This is a genomic window from Bradyrhizobium sp. CCBAU 51765 (genome assembly GCF_015291725.1).
GTDB lineage: Bacteria > Pseudomonadota > Alphaproteobacteria > Rhizobiales > Xanthobacteraceae > Bradyrhizobium > Bradyrhizobium liaoningense.
In genome coordinates, this window is record NZ_CP030038.1 from 6,785,420 (window position 1) to 6,809,462 (window position 24,043).

General features: G+C 59.1%; 19 protein-coding genes, 3 pseudogenes and 1 riboswitch. Of the genes and pseudogenes, 14 read left to right on the forward strand and 8 right to left on the reverse strand.

Translation table 11 applies throughout. From position 1 onward, the window contains the following. The first annotated feature begins 214 nt into the window (after positions 1-214). Both XH96_RS31925 and XH96_RS31930 read left to right on the forward strand, forming a co-directional pair. Complete coding sequence (locus XH96_RS31925) at positions 215-553, forward strand: hypothetical protein (RefSeq protein WP_194389480.1); 339 nt, start codon at positions 215-217, stop codon at positions 551-553. A 154-nt stretch (positions 554-707) separates the two neighbouring features. Further along, positions 708-1,028, forward strand: a complete 321-nt coding sequence (locus XH96_RS31930) for a hypothetical protein (protein WP_194389482.1) — start codon at positions 708-710, stop codon at positions 1,026-1,028. Between the two features lie 22 nt (positions 1,029-1,050). On the opposite strand, the gene XH96_RS39910 is transcribed toward XH96_RS31930, so the two are convergent. Next, positions 1,051-1,389: a hypothetical protein gene (locus tag XH96_RS39910; protein WP_194394420.1), complete on the reverse strand. Its 339-nt coding sequence runs from the start codon at positions 1,387-1,389 to the stop codon at positions 1,051-1,053. A 126-nt stretch (positions 1,390-1,515) separates the two neighbouring features. Between XH96_RS39910 and XH96_RS39330 the strand changes: the two genes are divergently transcribed. From XH96_RS39330 to XH96_RS31950, 3 genes are all read left to right on the forward strand, one after another. After that, a complete protein-coding gene (locus XH96_RS39330) occupies positions 1,516-1,761 on the forward strand; it encodes an ATP-binding protein (protein WP_246790202.1) in 246 nt (81 codons plus the stop codon). 12 nt (positions 1,762-1,773) lie between these two features. Further along, positions 1,774-2,379 carry a response regulator FixJ gene (gene fixJ, locus XH96_RS31945; protein ID WP_194389483.1) on the forward strand — a complete coding sequence of 202 codons (606 nt, stop codon included), beginning with the start codon at positions 1,774-1,776 and terminating at the stop codon, positions 2,377-2,379. An 895-nt stretch (positions 2,380-3,274) separates the two neighbouring features. Then, on the forward strand, positions 3,275-3,874 hold the full coding sequence (locus XH96_RS31950) for a hemerythrin domain-containing protein (RefSeq protein ID WP_092219369.1): 600 nt from the start codon (positions 3,275-3,277) through the stop codon (positions 3,872-3,874). A gap of 1,189 nt (positions 3,875-5,063) precedes the next feature. On the opposite strand, the gene metE is transcribed toward XH96_RS31950, so the two are convergent. Then, positions 5,064-7,409 (reverse strand): 5-methyltetrahydropteroyltriglutamate--homocysteine S-methyltransferase, encoded by a 2,346-nt coding sequence (metE, locus tag XH96_RS31955; protein ID WP_194389485.1) that lies wholly within the window; start codon positions 7,407-7,409, stop codon positions 5,064-5,066. Between the two features lie 101 nt (positions 7,410-7,510). Beyond that, a riboswitch (cobalamin riboswitch) is annotated at positions 7,511-7,713 on the reverse strand. A gap of 931 nt (positions 7,714-8,644) precedes the next feature. On the opposite strand from metE, the gene XH96_RS31960 reads away from it, so the two are divergent. After that, positions 8,645-9,427, forward strand: coding sequence for a nodulate formation efficiency C protein (locus XH96_RS31960; RefSeq protein ID WP_246789817.1), 783 nt, complete (start codon positions 8,645-8,647; stop codon positions 9,425-9,427). Positions 9,428-9,976: 549 nt separating this feature from the next. On the opposite strand, the gene XH96_RS39335 is transcribed toward XH96_RS31960, so the two are convergent. From XH96_RS39335 to XH96_RS31975, 4 genes are all read right to left on the reverse strand, one after another. Next, complete coding sequence (locus tag XH96_RS39335) at positions 9,977-10,261, reverse strand: hypothetical protein (protein WP_246789818.1); 285 nt, start codon at positions 10,259-10,261, stop codon at positions 9,977-9,979. Positions 10,262-10,410: 149 nt separating this feature from the next. Next, entirely contained in the window at positions 10,411-11,268 is an 858-nt protein-coding gene (istB, locus tag XH96_RS31965) for an IS21-like element helper ATPase IstB (RefSeq protein WP_194389488.1), read from the reverse strand. Next, on the reverse strand, positions 11,268-12,578 hold the full coding sequence (gene istA / locus XH96_RS31970; RefSeq protein WP_194389489.1) for an IS21 family transposase: 1,311 nt from the start codon (positions 12,576-12,578) through the stop codon (positions 11,268-11,270). The genes istB and istA overlap by 1 nt, the downstream gene beginning before the upstream one ends. A gap of 157 nt (positions 12,579-12,735) precedes the next feature. Then, complete coding sequence (locus tag XH96_RS31975) at positions 12,736-12,894, reverse strand: hypothetical protein (protein WP_194389490.1); 159 nt, start codon at positions 12,892-12,894, stop codon at positions 12,736-12,738. A 587-nt stretch (positions 12,895-13,481) separates the two neighbouring features. On the opposite strand from XH96_RS31975, the gene XH96_RS31980 reads away from it, so the two are divergent. The 5 genes and pseudogenes from XH96_RS31980 (at position 13,482) to XH96_RS31995 (ending at position 20,718) form a co-directional block, all read left to right on the forward strand. Beyond that, positions 13,482-14,222, forward strand: coding sequence for a thermonuclease family protein (locus XH96_RS31980; RefSeq protein ID WP_194394340.1), 741 nt, complete (start codon positions 13,482-13,484; stop codon positions 14,220-14,222). A gap of 10 nt (positions 14,223-14,232) precedes the next feature. Beyond that, positions 14,233-14,970, forward strand: coding sequence for a carbonic anhydrase (locus XH96_RS31985; protein ID WP_194389491.1), 738 nt, complete (start codon positions 14,233-14,235; stop codon positions 14,968-14,970). Between the two features lie 987 nt (positions 14,971-15,957). Next, entirely contained in the window at positions 15,958-17,127 is a 1,170-nt protein-coding gene (locus XH96_RS31990) for an acyl-CoA dehydrogenase family protein (RefSeq protein ID WP_194389492.1), read from the forward strand. A 2,710-nt stretch (positions 17,128-19,837) separates the two neighbouring features. Then, positions 19,838-20,199: pseudogene (locus XH96_RS39340) on the forward strand (hypothetical protein). Between the two features lie 177 nt (positions 20,200-20,376). Continuing rightward, positions 20,377-20,718, forward strand: a complete 342-nt coding sequence (locus XH96_RS31995) for a hypothetical protein (RefSeq protein ID WP_194389493.1) — start codon at positions 20,377-20,379, stop codon at positions 20,716-20,718. Between the two features lie 179 nt (positions 20,719-20,897). On the opposite strand, the gene XH96_RS32000 is transcribed toward XH96_RS31995, so the two are convergent. Next, positions 20,898-21,545, reverse strand: coding sequence for an FkbM family methyltransferase (locus XH96_RS32000; RefSeq protein WP_194394341.1), 648 nt, complete (start codon positions 21,543-21,545; stop codon positions 20,898-20,900). 1,163 nt (positions 21,546-22,708) lie between these two features. Continuing rightward, positions 22,709-22,994 (reverse strand): annotated as a pseudogene (locus XH96_RS32005) (peptidase C39); the annotation flags it as partial. A gap of 17 nt (positions 22,995-23,011) precedes the next feature. Here XH96_RS32005 and XH96_RS39345 point away from each other — a divergent pair. From XH96_RS39345 to XH96_RS32015, 3 genes and pseudogenes are all read left to right on the forward strand, one after another. Further along, a pseudogene (locus tag XH96_RS39345) lies at positions 23,012-23,209 on the forward strand (hypothetical protein); the annotation flags it as partial. 277 nt (positions 23,210-23,486) lie between these two features. Continuing rightward, complete coding sequence (locus tag XH96_RS39915) at positions 23,487-23,657, forward strand: hypothetical protein (RefSeq protein ID WP_092219353.1); 171 nt, start codon at positions 23,487-23,489, stop codon at positions 23,655-23,657. Positions 23,658-23,694: 37 nt separating this feature from the next. Continuing rightward, positions 23,695-24,009, forward strand: a complete 315-nt coding sequence (locus XH96_RS32015) for a co-chaperone GroES (RefSeq protein WP_194389494.1) — start codon at positions 23,695-23,697, stop codon at positions 24,007-24,009. The last annotated feature ends 34 nt before the right edge of the window (positions 24,010-24,043 follow it).

The following is a 24,043-nucleotide window of genomic DNA, read 5'->3' on the forward strand; positions in this document are numbered from 1 at the left end:
AGCCCAGGGCTCAGACTTCAGCGCCAAAGCCTTTGGCTGGGATCTGCCCGGCAAGGCCACCGATATTGCGAGGCGAGCGATCAATTGAACATCCGCTTGCCGGCTATCGCAACATTGAGGACAAATGCCGTCGGGGCCCATTCGCGAGTGGTGCGCCTCAAATCAACCCCGCTACACGCTGGCGTGTCCCCTCGCGGATCGCCCGACTTGGGACATGTCGCCAGCCAACGCGGGCCTGTGGGCCCGCAGCAGCCGCTGGAGCTCGGCCATTCTGGATGCGCATCAGCTCTTTTTGACCTGTATCAAATACTGCAGCGACTGCCTACTGATAGAAGTGAGCTTCCCGTCCAAGGTCACACACATGGCAGAAAGAAAGACTTGGCGCCCCATCATCTTTTCATGTCCAGATACCGGCGACCGAGTTCAAGGACTGCTGCCGGACGTGCCCGAGCCGCGTGCCGATGACCTACACACAATAACCTGCGCCGCGTGCGAAGGCGTCCACTTCATCGACCCGCGGACGGGCGCGATGATCGGCGCCGAGCGCAGCTAGGCTCATCCGAATGGGTGTCAAGCGAGCTCCGGCGTCTTCCGGTTCTCGGGGATGCCGCCCCGCTCACAAGGGCGCGGCTGACGTCCTCACAACCCAACGCCCCACGTTGACGCCGTGGGACAAAGAGATTTTCCACCAACGAAGGATGTTCGACATGACAGACCACGGGGACATTCGTCCCGCCGCCGGCGAGATCGCGGGAGCGGCAGTCCAGTTCTACTTCTGCAGAACAGCGGTTAATACCAAGCGCCAAGGACCTGAGCTGATCCATATCGATTCCACCAAGGCCCGGGAGTTGTTTCGCGGGGCCAATCCTAATATTTCGGGTGGCGTGCCGATCAAGTCCCGGTACGATAGGTTCAACGGCGCCGCGGTCGATAAAACCCCGGCCGCGGCTGGCGCAATCGGGACCACGCCGCCTGGGCAATATTGGGCTGAGCCAGCTCTCGCGGCGGCCAAGCCATCTCGTGCGTAGTTCAGAAGGTTGCCTGAATTTGTCAGCCGGCAGCGATGAACACCGTCCAAGATCTACTGGCGACCTGACCTGGGAGCGGGTCGAAACGGCGCCGCCCTTTGATCAGGATCTGGAGATTGCCGTGATCGAGGGGAATGCCATTCACCGGGTGGTCTTTCCTTGCCGCCGGGCCTTCGGCGGCTGGATCAAGGCCAAGACCGGAGAACACGTAGCCGTGCAGCCAACGCACTGGCGCATATGGCCAGATGGCGACGGCCGTCCTGCACAATAGATTGGTGTGAGCTGAGGCGCGTTCTGCTCCGGTGGCCCTCGTGGGAAACAATGTATAGTCGATCGAATGAGAGGGTCTATCAGGAAGCATGTCGGACCACATCTGGTAAGGCTATGGCACTGCCGCGGCAGCCGCCGCGCTGCCTCTCGTGCTGTCGTCGACAAGATCGAGATGCAGAAGGTCGCGGTGGACTTGATACGCAATGCAATCGAGGCCATGGCTTCCTGCCCACGCGCTGAAGTTGCTGTCGACAGGTTTACAGTTGCTAATAAGGGCCCCGGCATCAGCGCTGATATCGCCGACCGACTGTTGCAGCCCTTTGTCACGACTAAAAGGCATGGCATGGGTGTGGGGCTATCAATCTGCCGGACGACCATCGAGTCATGGCAGCCATATCGTCGCGCAAGCAAATCCGGGTGGCAGCGCGATCCTTCAGTTCACCGCGCCATTTGTCGAGCTTAGCGAACAGACAGCATGATTGGGCGGCGCATTCTTGTGATCGACGATGACGCCGCAATGCGGGACTCGCTCGCGTTTCTTCTTGATGTTAACGGTTTCTACGTAGCAACCTATGAGACGGCGACCGCGTTTCTTAATGACGTCGCGAGCGGTCCAGTTGATTGTATTGTGTCGGACATTCGCATGCCGGGCATGAGCGGTCTCGAGCTAGTCGGTAAAGTGAAGGCCAATCGTGTCAACTGCCCCGTCGTCTTAATAACTGGTCATAGCGACGTATCGCTCGCAGTTGAAGCGATGAAAGCGGGTGCGGCCGACTTCCTCGAGAAGCCGTTCGTGGAGGAGGTGCTATTGCGTGCGATCAATAGTGCTCTGGAAGCGCGACCAACAAAACCAGCCGATGACGCAGCAAAACTCCAGGCGGAAGCCCGCCTCGCGTGCCTCTCGTCGCGTGAGCGTGACGTCCTGCAGGGACTATTAGCGGGCAAGATTAACAAGGTGATCGCCTATGATCTCGGCATCAGTCCCAGGACAGTCGAGGTTTACCGTGCAAACCTCATGGCCAAGACCAATGTCCGCAGCGTGTCCGAGTTGATGCGGATCGCCATTGCCGCGGGACTCTAGCGCCAGCGCAAATGCCGCGAATGGCTTATTCATGCATTCAAGCTGCGCACTGCAGACGAACGGACGGTTTTCAGGCGCACCGCACCGAGCGGGTCATGTTATCGATAACGGCTACCGATGCAACACACGCTGCTGGTTTCTCGCATCACGACGGCACATGAAGCAGATCAATTACGTCGGCCCACATTTGTGCTCCGATGGACAGCGGATCTATCGGCCCGGAGAAGGGGGCTACGGCAGCGTATCGCATGATCATCGAGCGCGTCGACCACGTCGGTCAGCGTACATCGATCGGAATGCCGTCAATATCTGCCTGGTCACCTCCGCGGCCGACCGATGCTGACGGGGGTCAGAGCCAAGGCGCCCGAACAAGACTTCCTGCGGCAAGCCGAAAGTGGCTGTGGACGACAACTTTTCGGCCGGCTGGAGCTCTTCACGGGTGCGGCGGTGCGTTTCCGGCTGTTTCCATGGACGCGGCCGAGGAAGCAGCATGCAGCTTTCTAATCCGGTTTGGCCATGTTTGAGCAAACAAGGGACCGCCCCGCCCCCATTCAAAACGCCGTGCTCATGGCACTTACGGGTAAATACTTAGGGACTTCTACCTAGGGAAAACATCCAAATTTTCGAGTTCGTCAGGAGCAGCCAATCTGCGTCCCATCGATGTCCGCAAGAAAGGGTCCGCCATGCACGCCCAGGCCGCCAAATTTACCGAAACCAGCCGTTATCCGACCGGCGTCTTGCGGGGGCAACCTCAACACTTCGGCGGCTAAGTTGATTTACGCCGGCCTCGAACGGCGCAGAAAACTGCGGCGTAGAAGGACACCGAATCGGCTTGGGCGATCTTGTAAGTGGCAGAAACGCTTCCGGCCTACATTGTGCCTCCAGGAGCACCGGAATGACCATCGACCTTTTGCTTCGAGAGCATCGCAACATTGATCTGCTTCTGGCCGCTCTTCAACGCGAATTGGAGATTTTTGAGGGAGGGATCGGTCCCGATTATGAGGTCATTCGCGCGATTATCAGCTATTTCGAGGTTTACCCCGAGCTGTACCATCATCCACAGGAAGACTTGATTTTTTCGAAGCTCAAGGCTCGCGATCCCGATGCAGCTGCAATCGTTGGCGATCTCGCGCTTGAACACCAGGAAGTGGCCGACCGTTTGCACCACTTCGCGCGAGCTATTGACGCCATCCTCGCGGATCGTGAACTCTTTCGGCGAGACGTCGGCGATATCATACGCGACTTTATAGTATGCGAGCGGCGCCACATGATGTGGGAAGAACAAGATTTCTTTCCGGCCGCACTGAAGGCTCTCTCGGCACAGGAATGGACCGAAATCGCTTCCGCCGTCACCGATGATGGAGATCCCCTGTTCAGCGAGACAGCGGCAGCCACTTCCGATGCGCTAAGAGCGCATATTCTGCAATTGGAGCAAGAAGCTGAGGCCGAACGGAGCTCGGTCGCATTTTCGTCCGCCAAGGCCGGCAACCCGTGACACGGCGCCGAGACGTAGGGGCCATATTGATCGGCGCCGTGTTACAGCAGGAATTAGACCTCATGCTCATCCTGTCGAATGAAAATGGGGGTGTTCGCGGGCACGTAGGCTGCCGCACCGCCAAGATGGCTTTCTCCGCACGATGATCGCTTCCGGTGCCAACGGCATGGCCGAGCCTTCCTGAGCTCTGGTTCCGGCACGTTCCACAATGTGATGTCGCAGGTCTGGCAGTTGCGCAGTGACATCGCGCGAAACGGATGCCTCTCATGCCCGCCGCCGCACAACGACGGACGATTACCGCCGCGCGGGTGGGGCGAAGCACTCCCAACCTTTCCCAGCCTGGCAGGCTCTGAATGATCCGACCGCGACCGGTTTGACCCACAGCACGTCAATTGCCAGGCACTGCTCGCCCGGGTACGTTTAGCACGAACGGCAAGGCGCTGGACGACGTCGGGTCTAACTCTGCGCCGAGCCGTGCCGGATCGGAGATCGCCATCATTCAACTGGCCCTGTGCTGAGGGCAGGACCAGGCTCACGGCTGAGGAGCACCCTGTCGGCACCAGTGCCATCTTCAAGCTCGTGACATCCTCCGCGTGGTCCGCTCATAGACTCTCAAACAGAGACCCAAGACGAAACCCGACCGCCGGCTGGAACCGGTCGAGCAAGGACTGCCTTAAGCAGGGATCAAATCAATAGCAACCGCTCAGGCATTGTCTACGCTTGCAAGATCCTTGGAGCCGGGTTTTTCGTATCGTCGCGCTGATCGAGCATAAGGTTTTCAGACAGGAAGCGCACTGAGTTTGCGGCTCGTGCCCTGCTGTGACCGCCCGGCATCACCGTCCTCGTCGCCGTCGTAATCGTTGCCGACGTGCTCTTGATCGACAAACTTTGGTGTAACTTTATAAACCTCAGGCTAACGGTCGCATACCACGGCATAATTGAGCTACGCTGAGCTTGTGCTTCAACTGAGCTCAGATTTTCGGCGAATGTCCTTGCCGTGATCGAACCGGCGGTTGTCCTCTCTCCGCCGATGGAAGTCCGCGCGATGCGTCAGCGTCGCTCCTCCCGGACTTTCGCCCGGCCCGCTCAGCGAGGCCGGGCCTTTTTTATTCCCAAGGCTCCATCGATCATCGACAGCGCAAATGACCGCAAGAGGATCCGCTTTGTCGAGAAGAGACCCAAGCCCGGATCAATGGCCTCGCGGATCGGATGCAGCGCGTAGTTGGCGGGCGGCAGCGACCATGTTCGCTAGCGCCGGACGCACTTCCTCCCATTTGCGCGTCTTCAGGCCGCAGTCCGGATTGACCCAGAGCTGCGAATCCTGCAGCCGGGTCCGAGCCAACACCATCAGTTCCTTCATTTCGCCCGCCTCGGGAACGCGTGGGGAGTGGATGTCGTACACGCCCGGTCCAATCTGATTTGGATATTCGTAGTTCCTGAACGCGTCGAGTAGTTCCATTTTCGAGCGCGACGTCTCGATCGAGATGACATCTGCGTCCATTGCAGCGATCGCAGCGATGATGTCGTTGAACTCCGAGTAGCACATATGTGTATGAATTTGCGTTTCATCGGCGACGCCCGATGAGCAGATGCTGAAGCAATCCACGGCCCAGTCGAGATAGGCCGTCCACTCCGATCGACGCAACGGCATTCCTTCGCGCAGTGCGGCTTCGTCGATCTGGATCATTGTCGCACCAGCATTCTCGAGATCGCGGACTTCGTCTCGGATCGCGAGCGCAATCTGGCGACAGACCTCGCTATTGGGAATATCATCGCGGACAAAGGACCAGTTCAAAATCGTCACCGGTCCGGTCAACATAGCCTTCATCGGCTTCCTCGTTAGTGATTGCGCGTAGCGCCACCAGTCCACGGTGATAGGCTTCGGCCGCACCACATCGCCAAACAGGATCGGCGGCCTGACGCAGCGCGAGCCGTACGACTGCACCCATCCGCTCCTGGTAAATGCGAAGCCGGCGAGGTGCTCGCCGAAGTACTGCACCATGTCATTGCGCTCGAACTCGCCGTGCACGAGGACGTCGAGACCGATGTCCTCCTGCCAACGTACGGCGCGCGCAGTCTCCTCCTTGAGGAACCTGTCGTATTGCTCGTCACTTATCGCGCCTCGCGCATGCGCCGCACGGGCATTCCGGACCTCTGTGGTCTGCGGAAACGATCCGATGGTCGTGGTAGGAAAAGCCGGTAGTCCGAAACGATTGCTTTGGATCTCGGCACGACGGGCAAATGGGCTCCCGCGTCGACGCATGGTCTGATCGATCGCTTTCATCCGGACAGCGACATTGGCATCACGGATTTTCGGCGAAGTCCGGCGAACAGTCGCGGCACATTCCGACTCGGCAAGAGCTGGCGCAACATTCTGGTCGCCTGCGAGTGCCCGCGCCAGGATCGCAAGCTCCCGCATCTTCTGGACCGCGAAAGCAAGCCAGCTCTTGACGTCGGAAGCGAGCCCGGTTTCAAGTTCAACATCGACCGGTACATGAAGCAGCGAGCAGGATGGGGCAATCTGTACACGGTCCTTGCCGAGCTTCGCAATCGCGGGTTCGAGCCGCTGGCGCAGCGATGACAAATTCGACCGCCATACATTCCGGCCGTCGACGACACCGAGCGACATGACGAGATCACCTCGGCCGCCAGCGATGATCTGGTCCAACAACTGTGGCGCTCGAACTAGGTCGAGGTGTAGTCCGGCAACTGGCAGGCTCAACGCGGTGTTCAGATTGTCCCCGAGGTCGCCGAAATAGCTGGCAACTAAGATCTTGATGGCCGGCACCTCCTTGGCGAGCCGATCATAGGCATGTCGCAAAGATTGCCGCGCCCTCTCATCCAGATCAAGAACCAGGCAGGGCTCGTCGAACTGAACCCAATTTGCCCCACGTTTGGCCAATTCCTGCAGAACCTCGATATAGATCGGTATCAGTTCATCCAGCAGTGAGAGTGGCTGGAACGCAGGATCGAGACTCTTGCCGAGCTTTAGGAATGTGACCGGCCCGATCAGGACAGGACGGGTCTGAAAGCCAAGGGCCTTGGCTTCCTCATACTCCTCGATCGGCTTGCGAGAGCATAGCCTGAAAGTCTGCCCTCTGCGAAACTCGGGGACCATGTAGTGGTAGTTGGTATCGAACCACTTGGTCATCTCCTGAGCGGGTGCGCCAAATCCGCGCGGTCCGCGACCGCAACTCGCATCCTGATCGTCGCATTGTGATCCCCGGGCCATGGCGAAGTACGTCTTCAGCGAAACGGATTCGGCGTTCGAAGCGTAGATCTCTGGGATGGCGCCAACCATGACACTTGTGTCGAGCACCTGATCATACAGCGAGAAATCGTTCGATGGAATGACGGTGACGCCGATAGATTTCTGACGAGCCCAGTTTGCGGCACGCAGGCCAGCTGCGTCCTCGAGCAACTGCAGTTCGCTGCGTTTTCCCGCCCAGTAGCTTTCAAGAGCGAGTTTGAGCTCGCGCCTTGGACCGATGCGTGGCGTTCCAAGCGTGGCAACCGGAAGGGAGAGAAGAGACATAGCGTTAACCCCATATTGGGGGCAAAGGCCGTGGCGGACGCAGGCAGGGGAAGTCGCGCGGTGCGACGGCTGCTTGGCGCACCACCGGGACACCCCGCCCGTGGACGAATAATTGTCGGGGCAGGTCTCCTGGCTCGCGGGTCATCGCTTCTGTCCGGCCTTCCCGAAGCCGCGCAGGCTTCAGTGACATCGTTGGACAGCGGCTTGCCGCTCACAGTTGCGGGGGCAGCGCCGGCATTGTCACCGGCTTCCCTCTTAGCTCCGGATCAAGTGGGACCGGAGAACCTCGACGACTTGGATTATCGGCAAGACAAGTCTTCCGTCAACCTCTCAGATTATGTCGCAAGCTGGTGCTGCGACATCCGCTACGCGAATGACCGCGCATCCTTATCGCTGAGTCGATGTAGATGCGCTCTGCAGTCAGCGATATTGTGATGACCATCGCAGCTGCCCTCTGGCCGCACGCCAGTTCGGTGGAAGGGATAAAGCGGCTTCCGCGGTCGGGACTGCTGCCTAGAGCAGAACGCATTTGATGCGTGTCCCAGGCTTCCCAGCAGGTTCTTCGAGCGCGTCCGCCATCCAGCTGCCCTCTCGACCAGCTGGATCCGTGCTGCATAGGCCTAAGACACGTGGCAAAGTCAGCAACATACCTGACCGGCACGTTGATTTGCAGTGCCAGCCAGACTCCAAATGCTCGGCGCGAGTGCCGGTTGTCGCGAAAGAAGCGTCAAACGCGCTCTGGCCTCTCGGCCGCGAGTACCCAGAGGCATGCCAGAGGTCGAAAGCTGACACTCCGGTAACGATAGCGAGCCAAACAGTTCTGTGGCGGCAAACGTGCTCCCAATTCTCATCAGGAACTTGGTCGAGGCGTTCAGCTGCGCCCACCGAACATTCGGCGCGTTGGCATAAGCCGCGCTGAACGGAAACATCGAGACGCCCGCATGTCGGAAAGCCGACAAAGAGGACATAGAAGCGGTGCGAATTGCCGTCTATTAACCTGGCACGAGGAATGCAAGTCTTCGGCATGCCCAGTCTCCTCCTGCTGGGCATGTCTAGCACAGCAACTTGAGGCTGTCGCCGGCAACGAAGTTAGCGGCGCGTGATAGAGCGCCTGCTCGCACGGGACACCATCGGTCCCCCGTCGCGTCGCCGCTAACTTCTTGCGCTCGCGCATAACAGGCTGAAGTTGCCCGCTCTGCAATGACGTGTGGATGAAACCAGATAGGCCAACAGTCATGAGAAAAGTGTCTGGAAGACGCGCGTTATTGTTTTGTCTCGGTCGATCCCTGATCTGTCTGGCCGGGCTGGCTGCGACTGGCGACCGTGCTCGCGCTATCGAGAGCCCCCATATCGAAAGATTCAAGTCAACGTGGCGAGCGCAAGACGGTGAGACAATAGAACAAATTATCTCCAACGTCTCGAAAGTTGCACGGTTCGTCCCTCGAATGTGGGGCGTCGCCGAACTTGACGGAAACGACTATGTTTTCGTTTCGTGGACCAGGCACGCGGATGATGTATTAGACGAACAGTACGTTATCACCTGGAGGATCGCGCTCGACGGCACGTTTCAACTTGCGTCGACCTATGCAAAGCCGATCGAATTGGGCTGGCACGCCCTGGCGCTCGGGTTGATCGCCAGTGAAGTCAAGGATGGCGAAAGGGACGCAAATCTTCGCTTTCTGCATGATCCGAGCAACTTCAACTTCGTGACGACCACGCAGGGCCGGCTCGGCGATCTCCTGCGGCAGGGCCGCTGCACTATCGTTGAGCCTGTTGGAGTGGACTACTTGCCGAAGCAGAAGGACAAGCCGACCGAAAAAGGTGATCTGTGGCGCGTTTTGCTTTTAGTGAACTGTAATATCCCAGGGCCCCGTTTTTACACCCATAACGGGGTCATCACTTTCGAGAAGAGCGAAGGGCAAGATTGGGAGCCGCAATCCTCCTTTGCCCAGCGTATCGCGGCCTTTCCTCCTGGCTCCTGGTTCGCTCGGATGGAGCCCAAGGAACGGGAAGAGTAAGAAGGAGCGAAAGCCCTCGGTTTAATGGTCGCGCAGAGCAAGATCGCGCCGCAGCTCCTGACCGCCTCAGAGTAACTGCAAGACATATTAGCCCTAAAGTGTCGGTGCTTACGCCTTCGCAACAGTCGCGAGCCTTTCCCCGCAGCCTTCAGCCCGTCAGGCAAAAATCGGGCAGCACGATTACTCGAGCCTCCCCGCGACAGTCGAGCTCAGCGGCGCGTACCAGTTGGCGAGATTTTGCTCCCAGCGCACCTGACGCCGTGAGAGAACACCGATCTGCGAGGGAACCAGCTCTCCATGCCACTCTTCAAGGGACCGGGCCTGGAGATGCCTCGGGCCCAAGTCTGATCCGGCGTGCAGGCCGCGCATCGCGCGATTGACTGGTGAGCATGCCGACGCCGAGCCGGCACGATCGAGTGCTGCGACAAACCCATTAAGAGGGTAATGCGGCAGTGTCGGCATACCCTTGAACATCGGCCGTTTTCCGAGTGGCCCCGGCGACGAGTCCCGGAGCCGTACGCGAGGCATCGAGGAACGACTGATTCGGCGCTAAATTTCCTCGCGCGCATTCGTCTGCGCGTCATAGATCCGGACTTGCAGCATGGGAAAACGCTTCTTTAGTTCTGCTCCGCCTGCCCTGGCGCCGTCTTTAGTTGCGAATTCAGCTCTGAGTCGGCCATCCACTTCAAGCGCGTAAGAAGAGACCGGCAATTCCCGTGGAGCTGCAGCCATTTGATTCCTATTGTGTAGTGAGGTCGTTGAGAACGATTTGTAGCTTGAGTCGGCTAAACCGCGCCAGAGCAGCCTGCCCGAGCGCCGCGATGAGGCAACCATGATGCGGATTGACGCCTCCTACCGAATGGCATCAGGATGGTGCTCGCGATCGTCCGAACACGCGGGCGGCATACCCCTCGTGCGGTGCGTGTCAAACGCCATCCGGAACTGCCCCCTTTGCGTCATGAAGAACTGCCCCACCCTCGGGTTCATGATGTCAGTTGAAGGTTGGCTCCGCCGCTGACGGGACGGAGGAAGGCGGAGCCGACCGGAGGGCCGTCAGCGGCGGGCGCCTTGATGAGGCCGCTCTTTCGCTTGGCGCGGAGCCGATAGCTGTCGCCGCGGATGGTCAGCACGTGGCTGTGGTGCAAGAGCCGGTCGAGGATCGCAGTGGCGACGACCGGATCGGCGAACACGGTGCCCCATTCGGCAACGCTGCGGTTCGACGTGATCAGCATGGCGCCGGTTTCGTAGCGGCGGCTGACCAGCTGGAAGAACAGATGCGCCGCGTCGGGCTCCAGCGGCAGGTAGCCGAGTTCGTCGACGATCAGCAGCTTTGGCTTCGCCAGCGCGAGCAGTTTCTCGTCCAGGCGCCGCTCGCCGTGCGCCTTGGCCATGCCAGCGACCAGGGTCGTCGCCGTGGTGAACTGCACCGTGTAACCGGCCAGGATCGCCTCTCGCCCGAGCGCGATCGACAAGTGCGTCTTACCGACGCCCGGCGGGCCGAGCAGCAGCACGTTCTCGCCGTTGGCGATCCAACGTGACGCGGCCAGGTCGCGGATCTGCTTCGGATCGATCGACGGCTGTGCCTCGAAGTCGAAGCCCGCAAGCTCCTTCACGGCCGGGAAGTGTGCGAGTTTGAGCGCCATCTCGATGCGGCGATGATCCTTGCGCGCGATCTCGCGCTCGCACAGCAGGATCAGCGTCTCACGCGCCGATAGGTTGGCGCGCGCCGCCTCGTCGAGCAGGTTGTCGAGCTGGTCGCGGATGCCGGAGAGCTGCAATCGCGCCAGCATGGCGTCGAGCCGATCGGTTGGTGCTTCGGTAGCCTTCCTTGTGCGCGCCATCAGAAGCTCCCTCCGATCACTGCTTCGTATTCGGCAAGAGGACGCAACAACGAGGGCAGTGGAGAAGGCGCCGGCACTGTCGATGCCGCGATTGCCGGTCGGCAGACCGCGCCGTTGCGACCGGCAACCCCGTCGAGGTGGGCGGAATCGACGATCCGCAGCCGGCGCCCCTCCGATTGCTTGTGGACCGCAACCTCGCGCATGCCGTGGCGGATGCGCACCTCGCCGGCCGCAACCGTCACCGCCACGCGCTCACCGATCAGCCGCCACGGCACCGAGTAGCTGTTCGTGTCGACCTCGACGGCACAATCGTTGCCGACGACGCGGGCCAGTTCACGCAACGATCCAAACGACGGCTGCCCGCTGAGCGGCTTCAACCGGTGCGCCTCGTCACGCGCAAAGCGAGCGATCGGCGCCTCGCCGGTCGTGCCGTGGATGCGCACGTTCGCCACCTCACGCTCCCACTCGGCGAGATGCGCCTCGAATGCCTCCCAGCTCGCGAAGGAATGCCCCGCGATCGCGTTCTTCTTGACGTAGCCGACGCCACTCTCCGTCTTGCCCTTCGTGCGCGCCCGATACGGCGCGCAGGCGCGAGGACGGAAGCCCCAATGCTTCGCGAACGCGATGAGCTTGTCGTTAAACTGAACCGACCGGCTCACCGCGTCGTGGCGCGCCACGAGCGCGCGTGGATTGTCCATCAGCACTTCCTCCGGCACGCCGCCGAATGTCGTAAATGCACTCTCAAGCCCGGCGAACCAGTGCTCTTGCTTCTCGGCCCGGAACGCACGGACATGCAGCCGCCGCGAATGCCCGAGCGTCGCCACGAACACGAATGCTTTGATCTTCACCCCGCCGATCTCGACCAGACGCTCGCCAAAGTCGATCTGCAGCTGCCGCCCCGGGGGCGTCTCAAACCGCGTCGTCGCCAGCGCTTCGGCCTTCAGCGCCTGGCGATAGGGCTGCACGGCGCGTTGCAACGTTCGCCGGCTGACTGCCACGCCTTGCTCGGCCAACAGGTCCTGGCGCACCACATCCGCATTGCCGCGATGCCGAATGAACCTCTCGCGCAGCCAACCCTCGAGGCCAGGGAGTCGTTTTGCCCGCTCAGGCGACTTGAACGGCTTCACCCCGCCCGCCGTCACGTAGTCCTTCACCGTGTGATGGCTGCAGCCCAGCTGCCGCGCAATCCGCTTCAGACCCCACCCGCACGCCCTCAGGCGCAACATCTCCGCCACGTCATCCGGCGTCTTCATCACCTGCCCCCGTGGATCAATCCACGACGAGCCTTCCGTGATTCGTTCCTCGTTCATTCGCTCTCTCCTCGGCTATCCAAGGAGGGGCAATTCCTCGTGACGCCGAGGGGGCAGTTTTCCATGGCGCGCGACAGTGCGTATACGACGAAGCCACGCAGGTTGCCGTTCCACATCTTCTGGCGCAAACGCACGCCCTCGTGCCGGGCTTGCTGGGTCAATCTTCACCTGTGATCGGGGTGAAGCGCACTACGACAGAGCGGCCGCCAGTCGCGCCGCCCATGACATCGGGTTCTTCTATGAACGGGGCGGCGGCACCACGAAGATTGTGGCGCACAGCAGAGGTGCGAAAGGCCACAATGCGATTGGCATCCACGCGTGGCTCTCCAAAAGATGGCTTGGGGATTGGCGGTTTGAGCAAACGATACCGATTCATTTACGCAGCGAGCCTCGAGCTGAACTCCGCGGCGCCTTTGTCCAGATCTCAAGGGAAGCGAGATCAGATTTCTTTCGAACATCAATCTTGTCCTGACAAGAACTTACAGCGAAATGTCATCCCCCTCCCTGAAACCGTCGGCAGCCCTTGCCACAAAGCATAGCCAGGTTGCTCCTCCCCGCCTGACTTCCACTCGACGTCAAGATTCACACGCGACTTCATCTTCAAGTGCGTGAGAAAACAGCGTTCGAAGCTTGGCTTTCTCCCGCATACCAAGTTTGCCGCCGAGCGATGGAGATCTCCTCCTCAGGTCGAGAGGGTGCAGTACCCGCCCCGTGAGAGAGACCGACGAGGCTAAGGATACCGCGACACGCACACCGGAAGAAATCGCTTGAACCTCACGCAGCGTCAGGTCGTAGCTTCGAAATGAAGGCCACGCTTTCATAGATCAAGCGTCGAAAGATGCGGCCGAATAATGGACAAGCATTTAAGCAGCCGAATGCGGCGGCGCCGGATCGTGCGTGAACATGAATCAAGAGCGAGAGGTTTTTGTCGGGATGAAACACCGCGTAATGATGGTCGCATTGTTCGCTATCATCACATCTCCGGTCTGCGCGGCGAAGCTCCGTGGTCCTCCGCGCATCCTCGACGGCAATACGATCGAGATCGAGCGATTCAAGCTTCGGCTCTCAGGCATCGAAGCTCCCGAAACTGACCAGATTTGCCTCGACGCCCACGGTCGGAAATGGGCTTGCGGCCTAGCTGCTCGCGACGAGCTGATCAAGCATTCGAACGGACGAACGTGGGATTGTCATACCACAGGAGGTGATGAATACGGCAGGTCACGCGGCAGTTGCTTCATAGAAGGCGAGGACGTGAACGCCTGGATGGTACGCTCCGGTTGGGCACTCTCGTCGGGGCCGTACGTCATCTATGAAGTTGTGGCGAGCAAAACCTGCGCGGGGCTGTGGTCGGGGGCGTTCATCGCCCCCTGGGACTGGCGTCGCCGCAATAAGGGGACGATCATCATCGGCGCGAGCTCGGTTCCCGCCGACGCTCAGGCGCTCCTGCTCGGATCCGCGCTGCTATCGGACCCGCCCTCCTCCGAGTGTGTGATAAAAGGCACTGTGGGCCGCAATGGCGAGCGCATTTATCACCTGCCCGGGCAACTCAGTTACGAACAAATCGACATGACGAAGCCCGGTGAACGCTGGCTCTGCAGCGAAGCGGAAGCCGAAGCCACCGGGTGGCGTAAAGCCGCGCGATGAGGTGAGATGCATGAAAGCAGGCTGTTCTCTGACCTATCTGACCAAGATCGCGCCGTCGCGCCGCTCGCTGTTGCTGTTCGCTTTTTCGGCGGTTTGCCTACGGGTTGGCAACAACATTGTCGATGCAAAGGAAGCAAAAGCGCCGCCCAAGCCGAATAACCTGATCTCGCCGGAGGCTGCCCTGAAGCGGCTAATGGAAGGGAACGATCGCTATGTCCAGGGCGTATCACGACGCGACGATTTCAAGCGCGAGCGTGAGGTTTTAGTGGATGGGCAAAATCCATATGCCGCGGTTCTGAGCTGCGCCGATTCTCGCGTGGCGCCTGAACTTGTCTTCGGCAGCGGACTTGGTGATCTGTTTGTCTGCCGCCTAGCCGGTAACTTCGTCAACGATGACACGCTCGCCAGTATGGAATATGCGGTGGCCGTGCTGAACACGCCGCTGATCCTGGTACTTGGCCACGATCATTGCGGTGCGATAGACGCCACGATCAAGTCGCTCCACGACGATAAGCCGCCGCCGGGGCACATTTCATCCCTCGTTGCTGCGCTTGCGCCTGCGGTAAAAGGATCTCGCCAGCAAACCCGTGACACGTTCGCCGAAGTAACCCGACAAAATGTAATCGATAACGTCAACAAACTAAAATCGACGGAGCCGATTCTGAACGCGGCAGTTGAGCAGAACAGACTAAAGGTCGTCGGGGGCCTGTATCGGCTCGACACCGGCAGGGTCGAGTTGCTGAACTGACGCTGGCACCCTCGGCGGCCCGCTATCGTTTGCCGCCTGTTGCAGAGCTTCGGTCGAATTCCGGTAATTCACTCGTGCATCAGCTTCCTCAAATGCACCGAATACAACCGCTCCACAATTGTCACAGCTTCGGGAAGATCCTTGGTATGCGCGGCCTCGTAATTCTCCTTGCATTCTACGTGCTCATATTGGCAACGCGAGGCCAGCACCAGGAATCACTCATACCGCGGGCGACAGTATTCATGCCTGCACGTTAATGCGCTAGACCCACAGAGGCGGTGCAAGCGGCAGATCGCGGTGCGAGGCATGCGGGTCCGGGCTCTCGGCCTAACGGAACACGTGACGATTCCGGCAGGCTCTCACCCGCGACCCGGCAAGCCACTTATGGTCCTGCTATGATCACCAGGCTCAGCCAGGTCGGAAGATCAAAAAGAGCGGAATTGCGACCACGACGACTGCCCAGCCGACCGATGTAAAGAAAACTGCTATTCGCGTCGGCATCGGACAGTCTCTCCTGCAGGCGCTCATCCGAAACTCCCGAACGCTGCCGCCACGTTTGTTGAATACTGCCGTGTGATGTTCACATCCAACCAAAAGCTTACCCACAGTCGCGCGCACGGTAAATTGCGCTGTTGGTAATGTCTGGAAATCAGAGCGGGCCTGAAACTCCAGCAGGCAAGCCGAGCCCGACTGGTTCGCGCTCGAGGTCCACTTCAGTCGCTCTCCTTCCGCCGTGTCCGGTTGATGACGCGTTGTGCCTGGAATCAGACACGGAGGCGCGAACATTCTCCCGGCGCGGCTGCACGAGCCAAGTGATCTCGCTCGATTCAGACACGGCCGGCAGACCATGATTGATGGTACGTCGATTGCTGGGGACATGCAAAAGAGCCGCAGGGCCTCGCCGACCTCGCGGTTGCCAAGTCAGGAATTCACAACGTGGTTCGACCCGGCCGGGCGCGAGTGTGACAAATCTCCGTTGGAGGACACATGGCAAAACCAGCACCAGAGACGATCACTCCAGTAACCGACGCTACGGCCGCGACCTGGGATACTCTGTCGCCGCTACTGGCTGATATCCGCGCGCGTCGAAACGAATTCGCCCGAACGCAGAAGATTCCAGACGAGATCATCGACGGCTTCAAGCGCGTTGGCGTCTATCGAGCTTTGGTCGCCAAGCGATTCGGCGGCGAGGAGCGAACGCCGGCCGATTTTTGTCACCTGATCGAGCGCATTTCCGAAGCCGACGGCTCCGCCGGTTGGGTCGCCAGCTTCGGCGATGGGGCTCGCTACCTCGCTGCTCTTCCGGAGGACACGCTTCAAAAGGTATACGCGAATGGGCCTGACGTGGTGTTGGCAGGCGCGCTTTTCCCGCTCCAGCCCGCCAGGCGAAGCACCGACGGGTTTGTCGTGAACGGCGTGTGGCCATTCGCCAGCGGCTCACCGGGCGCGGATCTGATAGGGGTCGGCATCACTCTGGAAGACGATCCGACCGGTGGCCTTGCGCGTGTAGCCGTGATGCCGGCCGAGAAGGTGACAATCCGGCCCAATTGGGACGTCATCGGTCTGCAAGGTACCGGCAGCCACGACGTCGTTGTCAACGATGTCATTGTGCCGGAGGAATGGACCTTGATCCGCGGCGGTCCGCCGACACTCGACGCGCCGATCTATCGTTATCCGTCCGTGACTTTTGCTGCCCAGGCGCATGCGATCGTCGGCATCGGTATTGCGCGCTCCGCGCTAGACGAGGTGGTCGCGATGGCCGGAAGCCGCGCCTCAATCACAGGAGCGCCCGTGATGGCAGAGCGCGGCTATGTCCAACTGGAGATGGCCAGAGCCGAATCCATGCTGCGTTCCGCCCGTGCCTTCTTCTATGAGGCCACCGAGGAGCTGTGGAAGGAAGCGCTAGAGGATGAGGTAAACCAGAGCACCGCGACCCTGATGCGACTCGCCGCCACAAATGCCGCGCGGCAAAGCGCTGAGGTCTGCAACATTGCGAGCGTTCTCGCTGGAAGCGCGTCGCTCTACACAACCAGCAATCTGGCGCGAGCGATGTGCGACAGCTTCGTGGTTGCCCAGCACGCAGCTTTAAACGAGGGAACCCTCCAGAGCGCCGGCCGACTCCTGCTCGGAAGTGCAGCACAGCCGGGATTTCCATGAAGTGGTTCATCCACGTTCCGCACCCCTCCCACCAACTGATTGCCGCATCTGCGATATCATGCTGTCTGCAACTACAGAACCTAGCGGCCTGGCGGCCTTCTTCAAAGGAAGAGTAGAGAGAGAGAGAGAGAGAGAGAGAGAGAGAGAGAGAGAGAGAGACAGAGACAGAGAGCCTTGCAGTCAGGCTCTTCTCAAAAACACCACTTCATATCCGTGGAGCAAGCCTCCCCTCGCAGTCGCAAACATAACGAGCGCCTCTTCATAGGTCTCTACACACCCGCCTCTATCACTGGCGTGTCGAGCACGATCCACATGCAACAGCGCAACGGCTCGCGGTTCAACTCACAAAGCTTCCGAGTCCGACTTTTTTTGATGTCGCACTCCATGCGCAGCCGTTCGCTCTCCTCGCGTAAGAGGCCGATGCCCGAATCCTGGTCCGCCGACATTGGCCTCGCCTACGTGGTGGAGCGCCACCACGCCCCCGGACACGACTCCTGGAGCTTATCCAGCGTCGCAGCACCTAGTCGCGCAGACCGAGTTCGTTGACGAGGTTCCGATCGGTCGATCGCTAGATATTTGCTGGCGTCTCCTTTGTGCGCATTGGCGGTATCGAATACTCCATCTGGGTAGGCACCCGCTGAGCTAATTAAGAAACGCACTGTTCTTCTTCTCGGTGAGTTGTGCGCCGAGTTGAACTTCGCGCTTAATTCCTTGGGCTTCCTTGAGACTCCAAACCTGAGCCGAATGGAATGACGTAGCGCAACGGCAACGTTCGATCTGACCTCCGACCACGAACAACGGGGTGTCGACGTCACCATAGATTGAAGGACTATAGGGGTCAGTGAACGATGTCCGGCCGTAAACCCCGCCAAAGTAGCCCCCAACGTATCCGCCGGTCCAGCTCTATATTGCTGCGGGCGCCTTTACTGTGGCTCCACAATCGGCCGAATGAGCGGCGGCGCTTGCAACGATTGCGGCTGTTCCGGCAACACAACGAGGACGTTTGAATCGCATATCACCTCACGCGCCGCCATCTTGCAGCGGCGAATGATCCGGCTCGCTGGCGTCACGGCGGGGTGCAGGAGTTATGCTAGCGGCCGCAATGCGCGTTCCTATGCGCTTGTGCCATCGCACTGTGGTATTCGCGATAACAGGTCATTTGGCGAAGGTCTGGTGTTTTGATTAGGAGAGAATTCGCAGGACGAACGTCGGCGACCGCAGATCACTCGGCTGGGCCAGGAGAACGGACGACTGCGCATGGCGCGCGACCTTTCAACACCGGTGATGCCAGTCGGAAGCCGACAAGCTCGAAATGATGACTTGACGATACATGATCGCCGACGCACGCGATCTTTTGGGCAAGACGAACACACGACATGCCCATATGACGTGCAATGTGTCTGGAGCGCTCACGTGCATATGCCCATCCAAAACGGTATGCGGGACGCATGTCGACCGGTCGCGGATCACTTACTATCGGCGAGAGGTCGGCGGCTTGAGTTTTATGCGGGTCAGCTCAAAAGACCTTGAATCGCACGTAGCGTCACGTTGTAGCATTTTGAAGTAGCTGACGGGGATGGCTGGCAAGCCAACCGGGCCGCTGTTTGCCGCCGACGTCGGTGAGACGATGATACTAGTGCGTTCGATGTGTATACGGCAGAGGGGGACTCTGGTGCGCCAATCACTGCCTTCGAATTGCTCTAACGCGCTCCGAATGCTCGCATGCGAATAACAAGGTACTTCTGCCCAGACACCGGGGATGGTGGGTCGCTACGCTCTTCGGCCGGCACGTTGATGGCATACGAACAGCCGCGGATCAACTCTGTTCAGCGCCACTCACTTAATCAGCATGACTTTGACGATCCTCAGGACAACGGACAATACCTCCTTCCAGCTGTGCGAGCCAGTGTTGAGCCGCATTACGCCAATAGTCGGCGGTTTTTGAAAAAAGGAATGAAGCCAGGTTTCTGCGACCATTGATCACTCCGTAATTAGAATTTGCGGCGAACGTTTTGCCGCAAATCATCGTCGGCAGCGCTCCCTCTGTCGACGACTAACTTCCGCCCGGCCATCGACATGAGGCCGGGCGCTTTTTTTTGCGTCGATGAATGACCGTTTGGAGGGTTCTGGTCCGCGGTGCTTGATGATTGCGAAGGGTTTAGGGAGAGAGACAAACCTAAGCGATCGATTGGGAGGATAGTTCGTCACATAATGAAATCGATTGATCCGATCCTAGCGCCCGCGTTGCTCTGGCCTCTCGCATCTATGGTCCATGGCCACGACCTCGTGGCCGTCAACGCCAACCACCCGGCCACCCGCATCGCCGCTGTGGCTCTGCGCGGAGCGACTGATTTAGCTGCCGCGCATGAGTTATGGAGAGGACCGTCCGCGTCAGCTTAACGCTCCATCCGCGCGTCGATCTCGTCGGTCCCTGCGCGTGATGATGGACGACCCGACCGTGCGCCCGGACGCAGCGCGCGGTGCTGCCCGGAATCGACCGCTCGGTCGGCCGTCCCATCTGTCCCGGTAAGCTCTCGTGTGCGGATTTTTCGCGCTACGGATTCGACGTCGTGAGGTGGGTGACAGCAGGGATACGCGCGCTTTTTGATCAGGAAGGGCGTGATCAGAGAGCACTTCTCCTCGTGATCACGTGAAACTCTGCACCCACATTTAAATGGCCTTCGCGCAACCGAGCGACTATTGTCGATCCATGTCTCGCCTTTTGTATCTAACTGCTACTATCATCCTGCCGATGCTGCCGGTCGTCGCGAACGCTGCGCCAATTAATGAAAAGGGGCCAAAGCCGGTCTGGAAGGCTACGGCTTCCTGCCCGGCTATCGCCAACCGCCGAGCAACAGCATTCCGCTCTACAAGCAGAAGGACTTGATACGCCGGTTCTCGCGCGCCGACCGACGCCACTGGTATATCGACTCGGTTCCTCAGTATTACGGTTGGGACGGCGAGTGGCACTATTTCGGCCAACCCGGCTTCCGCGGCGGCCGCTACAATGGAGGCAGTTTCGGACCGTGCTGGACGCGGACGCCGATCGGGCCGATCTGGAATTGTGGATGATCGCGCGCGCCGCTAGGAGAAACTTCACGCCATTGCGCCGGAATTACGTCGCGGCGTTTACTGACGTCCTGCCCCGATCTTCGCCATCGCGCTGCAGCCCCAGAGGCAGAGCGTGCTCGCAGATTCGATGATCAGGTCCGCCTGCGGCAAATGAGCAGGCAAGTAACCGCGATTGCGATGACGATCCTGATCCGATCCGCCGCGAAATCGGCCGCTGTTGATCGCCGCCTTTCTGCGCTGCGGCCCAGGACCCTTTGCCGGAGACAAACGGCCGCTGCAGTGATGCTGAACTCTCGCGGCAAGTTATTCTGGAATGAACACATCCTTCGGCTCGCATTCCCATTGACACAACAACAGGGACGCCAGGCGCGTGCTGAAATCCGCTCAGCTCAAGGAACTATGAGAACCGATGCAATTGTTTGGCATTTGTTCGAAGCAGTGCACCAGCTCCTCGAGGACAAGGCCATGCGGCAGCCGCTCAGACCATTCAATGCTTCGAGCGCCGGTTGGCAGTGTTAGAAATTTACCACCCGCCCGATGTTGACGTCGTGCGCCGGGTCTGTAATGGCAACCCGGAAACTGGAGTGCCCGTCCGGCCATCGATATCCGCTCAAATGATCACCCGTTGTGCAGCTTTGGGCGGCTAAGCGCGATTGTCAGGTCCTTCAGCGATGAATGAGGCGCTCCAAGAGTCCTCACTAGAAGCGCGTATTTTTGAGCAATACATCACCCTCCACCGCGCGGGGATAGTGGGACGCCACCTCGAATGATGGCAATAGGTCAAGAATAGCTTGCAGCGACAACTGCCCTTCGTAGAGCTCGCGGTCGCTATATTCCGTGTACACGAAGCGCGTGTTGCTCAAGGTCTGCATGCCGCCGGCGATAACATCGGCTTCGGCTCCCTGGACATCCATCCAGATGAAATCGATCATATTCAGCTTGGCTTCGCTGCACCAATCGTCCAGCCGCCGCGTTTCAACCGAGACAGGGCGATCGAACCGAACCCAATCATACTCAGTAAGATGATTCTTCGGGCGGCGTATTGAGCCGGAGAGGTCCCATTCCTTCGCATCACCATCTGCATTGCTTGGATGGAAGTCGATCATCCCATTTCGATCACTGATCGCGATTTCAAGCAGCTTCACCCTATTGAGGGATGGCCCCAGCTTCTTCTTGAAGCGCGCGATCGCTCTGGGGTCCGGCTCAAAGCAGTAGAGCTGAGCTTGCGGGCAGAGGTTGAGAAACTGTTGCGTATCGGTCCCATCATTACAGCCGATATCCAGGATGACGGGATTCGGCTTCTGAAGAAGTGAAACAATGTGCTGGTGTACTTCGATAGACGACACGGGTGCTTTTTCCATTGGGCGCGGTGATCGGTTGAATTTTGTCTTTGACGCCGCAATCACACGCCAGACGCGCCGGCACAACGCATATCAATGTATATGATTCATATACCTGTCGGTTCCCTTGAATTATGACAGCCATTTGGAGGCCATCAACATCAAAAGGGAATCCTGTCGAACCGCGGCCTGCAGCGACTGCCCTGCAATGCAAATTGCACCCTCTATCTCGGGAGACGAGGCAACTGCGAGCTAGATCGTCGTCTCCGGTCCGCCTTTCGGAGCGGTAGAAAGATCGGCTTCGTACTAATGTAAGTCGTCGGCTATTCTCCTCAAAGCGTGCCCGCCAGACTGATCTCTCGTGCGCAGGAATAGCCAATCAGCTCGATCCCGGTTGCGACAGGCAAGATGTGCCTAGTCGACCGACCGCTGCCATCCCAGATTCGCTGACGCAACGTGTGAACCACCCAGTGGAATCACCTGATCCCCGGAATACCGTACGAGGTCAAGGGACCGACGCATGGGTTGCTGCGCGCAAGCAAAACACTGCACGGCGGTCGTCGCGGATCTCTTCGATTTCTGGCAGGACACCTTGCAGCGGATCTCCGGCAAATCAAAGCTGGCCGTGGCGATCCGCTATGCCGTCTCTCGGCGCGCCCTCTTCGAACACTTCCCACCGGCGGCCGCATTGAGCTCGACTCCACCACCGTCGAACGCGCCATTAGCTCCAACAATTCGAAAAGCTTTTCGCGGGCAGCGGCGGCGGGACAAACCTTGGCAGCCATTCGCAACCTGCCGCAAACGACGTAAATGACAATGTCGATCCATTCGCGTAATTTCAGATGACGTATTGCCAACGGCTTACCTTGAAACGAAATCGACGCGCTTATGCCATAGGACCACGCCCTCTGACGACCTCAGCTTGCCGACGGCGTAGTTCAACTCGAGATTTCACATGCCTTATGGTTGAGTTCGCGCACGCTGTCCCGATGCTTGCAACGTCGGTCCTCAGGCGTGGATCGCTGTTGAGCTGCCGATCTCGCTCCATCACCGACCGTGGTATACAATTTCGAACGTCGATCAGCACGGTCAGTTTAAGTGGACGAGCTCTGCATGATTTCGCCGAATTTTGCGATAGGCCATCATATGCAACTTTAGGGCTCGCCGGTTTACGTCTGCCACAAGCGCGCATAAGCGCTTTCAGCCAGCAGATCAAGATGTCTGCCCTCCGCGACGATCCGGCCCCTGTCTAAGACGACGATCTTGTCGGCACCACAGATGGTGCTGACTCGGTGAGAGATGACAACGACAGTCTTGCCGTCCCGACGCAAATTCTCAAGGAGCCGGTGCACAGTGGCTTCGGCAACCGAGTCGAGGGAGGAGGTCGGCTCGTCCATCCCGGTCCCGGTATAGAACTCGTGCTAACGAAAGGCGCTGCTTCTCGCCACCAGACAAGTTGGCCTACAGTCAGTCTCGTCTCAATCGCCGGAGAAAATGCCTGTAGCGTTCTCTCAACTCTGTTCACAATCCTGCTAATGTGGTGTGGCACGACGCTTGTTCTGGACCGGACCGTCACTCGAGGTGAGTTGCTCTCCTGCTATGCACTGCTCGGCTATATCAACCGACCGGTCGCCGACCTGCTCCAAACTAACAAAATTGTGCTGCAGGCCGGCCAGCGCCGTCGAAATACGCGACGCTTCGATCGGTGTAAGGGCCGTGAGAAACCCTGGGCTCAACCGGTGTTTCGGCGAAAGCAATGTCATTTCCGCAACAGCTTGTCGGCGGTGTATCTAAGCGCGTCTGCTTCCGGACAAAGACACGTGCAGGCCCCCCAACGGATCAGCAGACCTGCAGGCACGGATCGTTCAGCTCATTTTTGGCCTGACTCTTGCTGTAATTTGGTTTGTCACAATGTGACTATCACCAACTTGAGCTCAGGAGACCTGTATGAATTTTCGTCCGCTTCCCGACCGCGTCGTGGTCAAGCGCACCGACGCCGATAAGAATACCGCTTGCGCCGTTATCATTCCCGACACAGCCAAGGAAAAGCTGCAGGCATGGGTCGTTCAGCTCATTATTGGCCTGACCCTTGCTATAATTGGACTTGTCACAATGTGACTATCTGCAACTTGTTCAAAACGCTCAGGAGTCTTGTATGAAATTTCGTCCGCTTCACGACCGCGTCGTAGTCAAGCGCATCGACGCTGATGAGAAGACCGCTGGTGGCATCATCATTCCCGACACAGCAAAGGAGAAACCCTCGCAGGGCGAAGTCATTGCAATTGGCCCGGGCGGCCGCGATGAGACCGGCAAGCTGATTCCGATCGACATCGAGGTCGGAGACCGCGTGCTGTTCGGCAAATGGTCGGGTACCGAAGTCAAGATCAATAGCGAGGAGCTGTTGATCATGAAGGAGAGCGACATCATGGGCGTCCTCACAGATGTGTTTCCCAAAAAGAAAGCCGCCTAACCCAGCGCTCGCACAGCTCACTCCCTGAAGAGCG

What these genes read in the sequence shown, in the direction of transcription:
- XH96_RS31925 (WP_194389480.1), top strand. Translation starts at nt 215, where the DNA reads ATGTCGCCAGCCAACGCGGGCCTGTGGGCCCGCAGCAGCCGCTGGAGC.
- XH96_RS31930 (WP_194389482.1), top strand. Translation starts at nt 708, where the DNA reads ATGACAGACCACGGGGACATTCGTCCCGCCGCCGGCGAGATCGCGGGA.
- XH96_RS39910 (WP_194394420.1), bottom strand. Translation starts at nt 1,389, where the DNA reads ATGCTTCCTGATAGACCCTCTCATTCGATCGACTATACATTGTTTCCC.
- XH96_RS39330 (WP_246790202.1), top strand. Translation starts at nt 1,516, where the DNA reads ATGGCTTCCTGCCCACGCGCTGAAGTTGCTGTCGACAGGTTTACAGTT.
- fixJ (WP_194389483.1), top strand. Translation starts at nt 1,774, where the DNA reads ATGATTGGGCGGCGCATTCTTGTGATCGACGATGACGCCGCAATGCGG.
- XH96_RS31950 (WP_092219369.1), top strand. Translation starts at nt 3,275, where the DNA reads ATGACCATCGACCTTTTGCTTCGAGAGCATCGCAACATTGATCTGCTT.
- metE (WP_194389485.1), bottom strand. Translation starts at nt 7,409, where the DNA reads ATGTCTCTTCTCTCCCTTCCGGTTGCCACGCTTGGAACGCCACGCATC.
- XH96_RS31960 (WP_246789817.1), top strand. Translation starts at nt 8,645, where the DNA reads ATGAGAAAAGTGTCTGGAAGACGCGCGTTATTGTTTTGTCTCGGTCGA.
- XH96_RS39335 (WP_246789818.1), bottom strand. Translation starts at nt 10,261, where the DNA reads ATGGTTGCCTCATCGCGGCGCTCGGGCAGGCTGCTCTGGCGCGGTTTA.
- istB (WP_194389488.1), bottom strand. Translation starts at nt 11,268, where the DNA reads ATGGCGCGCACAAGGAAGGCTACCGAAGCACCAACCGATCGGCTCGAC.
- istA (WP_194389489.1), bottom strand. Translation starts at nt 12,578, where the DNA reads ATGAACGAGGAACGAATCACGGAAGGCTCGTCGTGGATTGATCCACGG.
- XH96_RS31980 (WP_194394340.1), top strand. Translation starts at nt 13,482, where the DNA reads ATGAATCAAGAGCGAGAGGTTTTTGTCGGGATGAAACACCGCGTAATG.
- XH96_RS31985 (WP_194389491.1), top strand. Translation starts at nt 14,233, where the DNA reads ATGAAAGCAGGCTGTTCTCTGACCTATCTGACCAAGATCGCGCCGTCG.
- XH96_RS31990 (WP_194389492.1), top strand. Translation starts at nt 15,958, where the DNA reads ATGGCAAAACCAGCACCAGAGACGATCACTCCAGTAACCGACGCTACG.
- XH96_RS31995 (WP_194389493.1), top strand. Translation starts at nt 20,377, where the DNA reads ATGACGATCCTGATCCGATCCGCCGCGAAATCGGCCGCTGTTGATCGC.
- XH96_RS39915 (WP_092219353.1), top strand. Translation starts at nt 23,487, where the DNA reads ATGAATTTTCGTCCGCTTCCCGACCGCGTCGTGGTCAAGCGCACCGAC.
- XH96_RS32015 (WP_194389494.1), top strand. Translation starts at nt 23,695, where the DNA reads ATGAAATTTCGTCCGCTTCACGACCGCGTCGTAGTCAAGCGCATCGAC.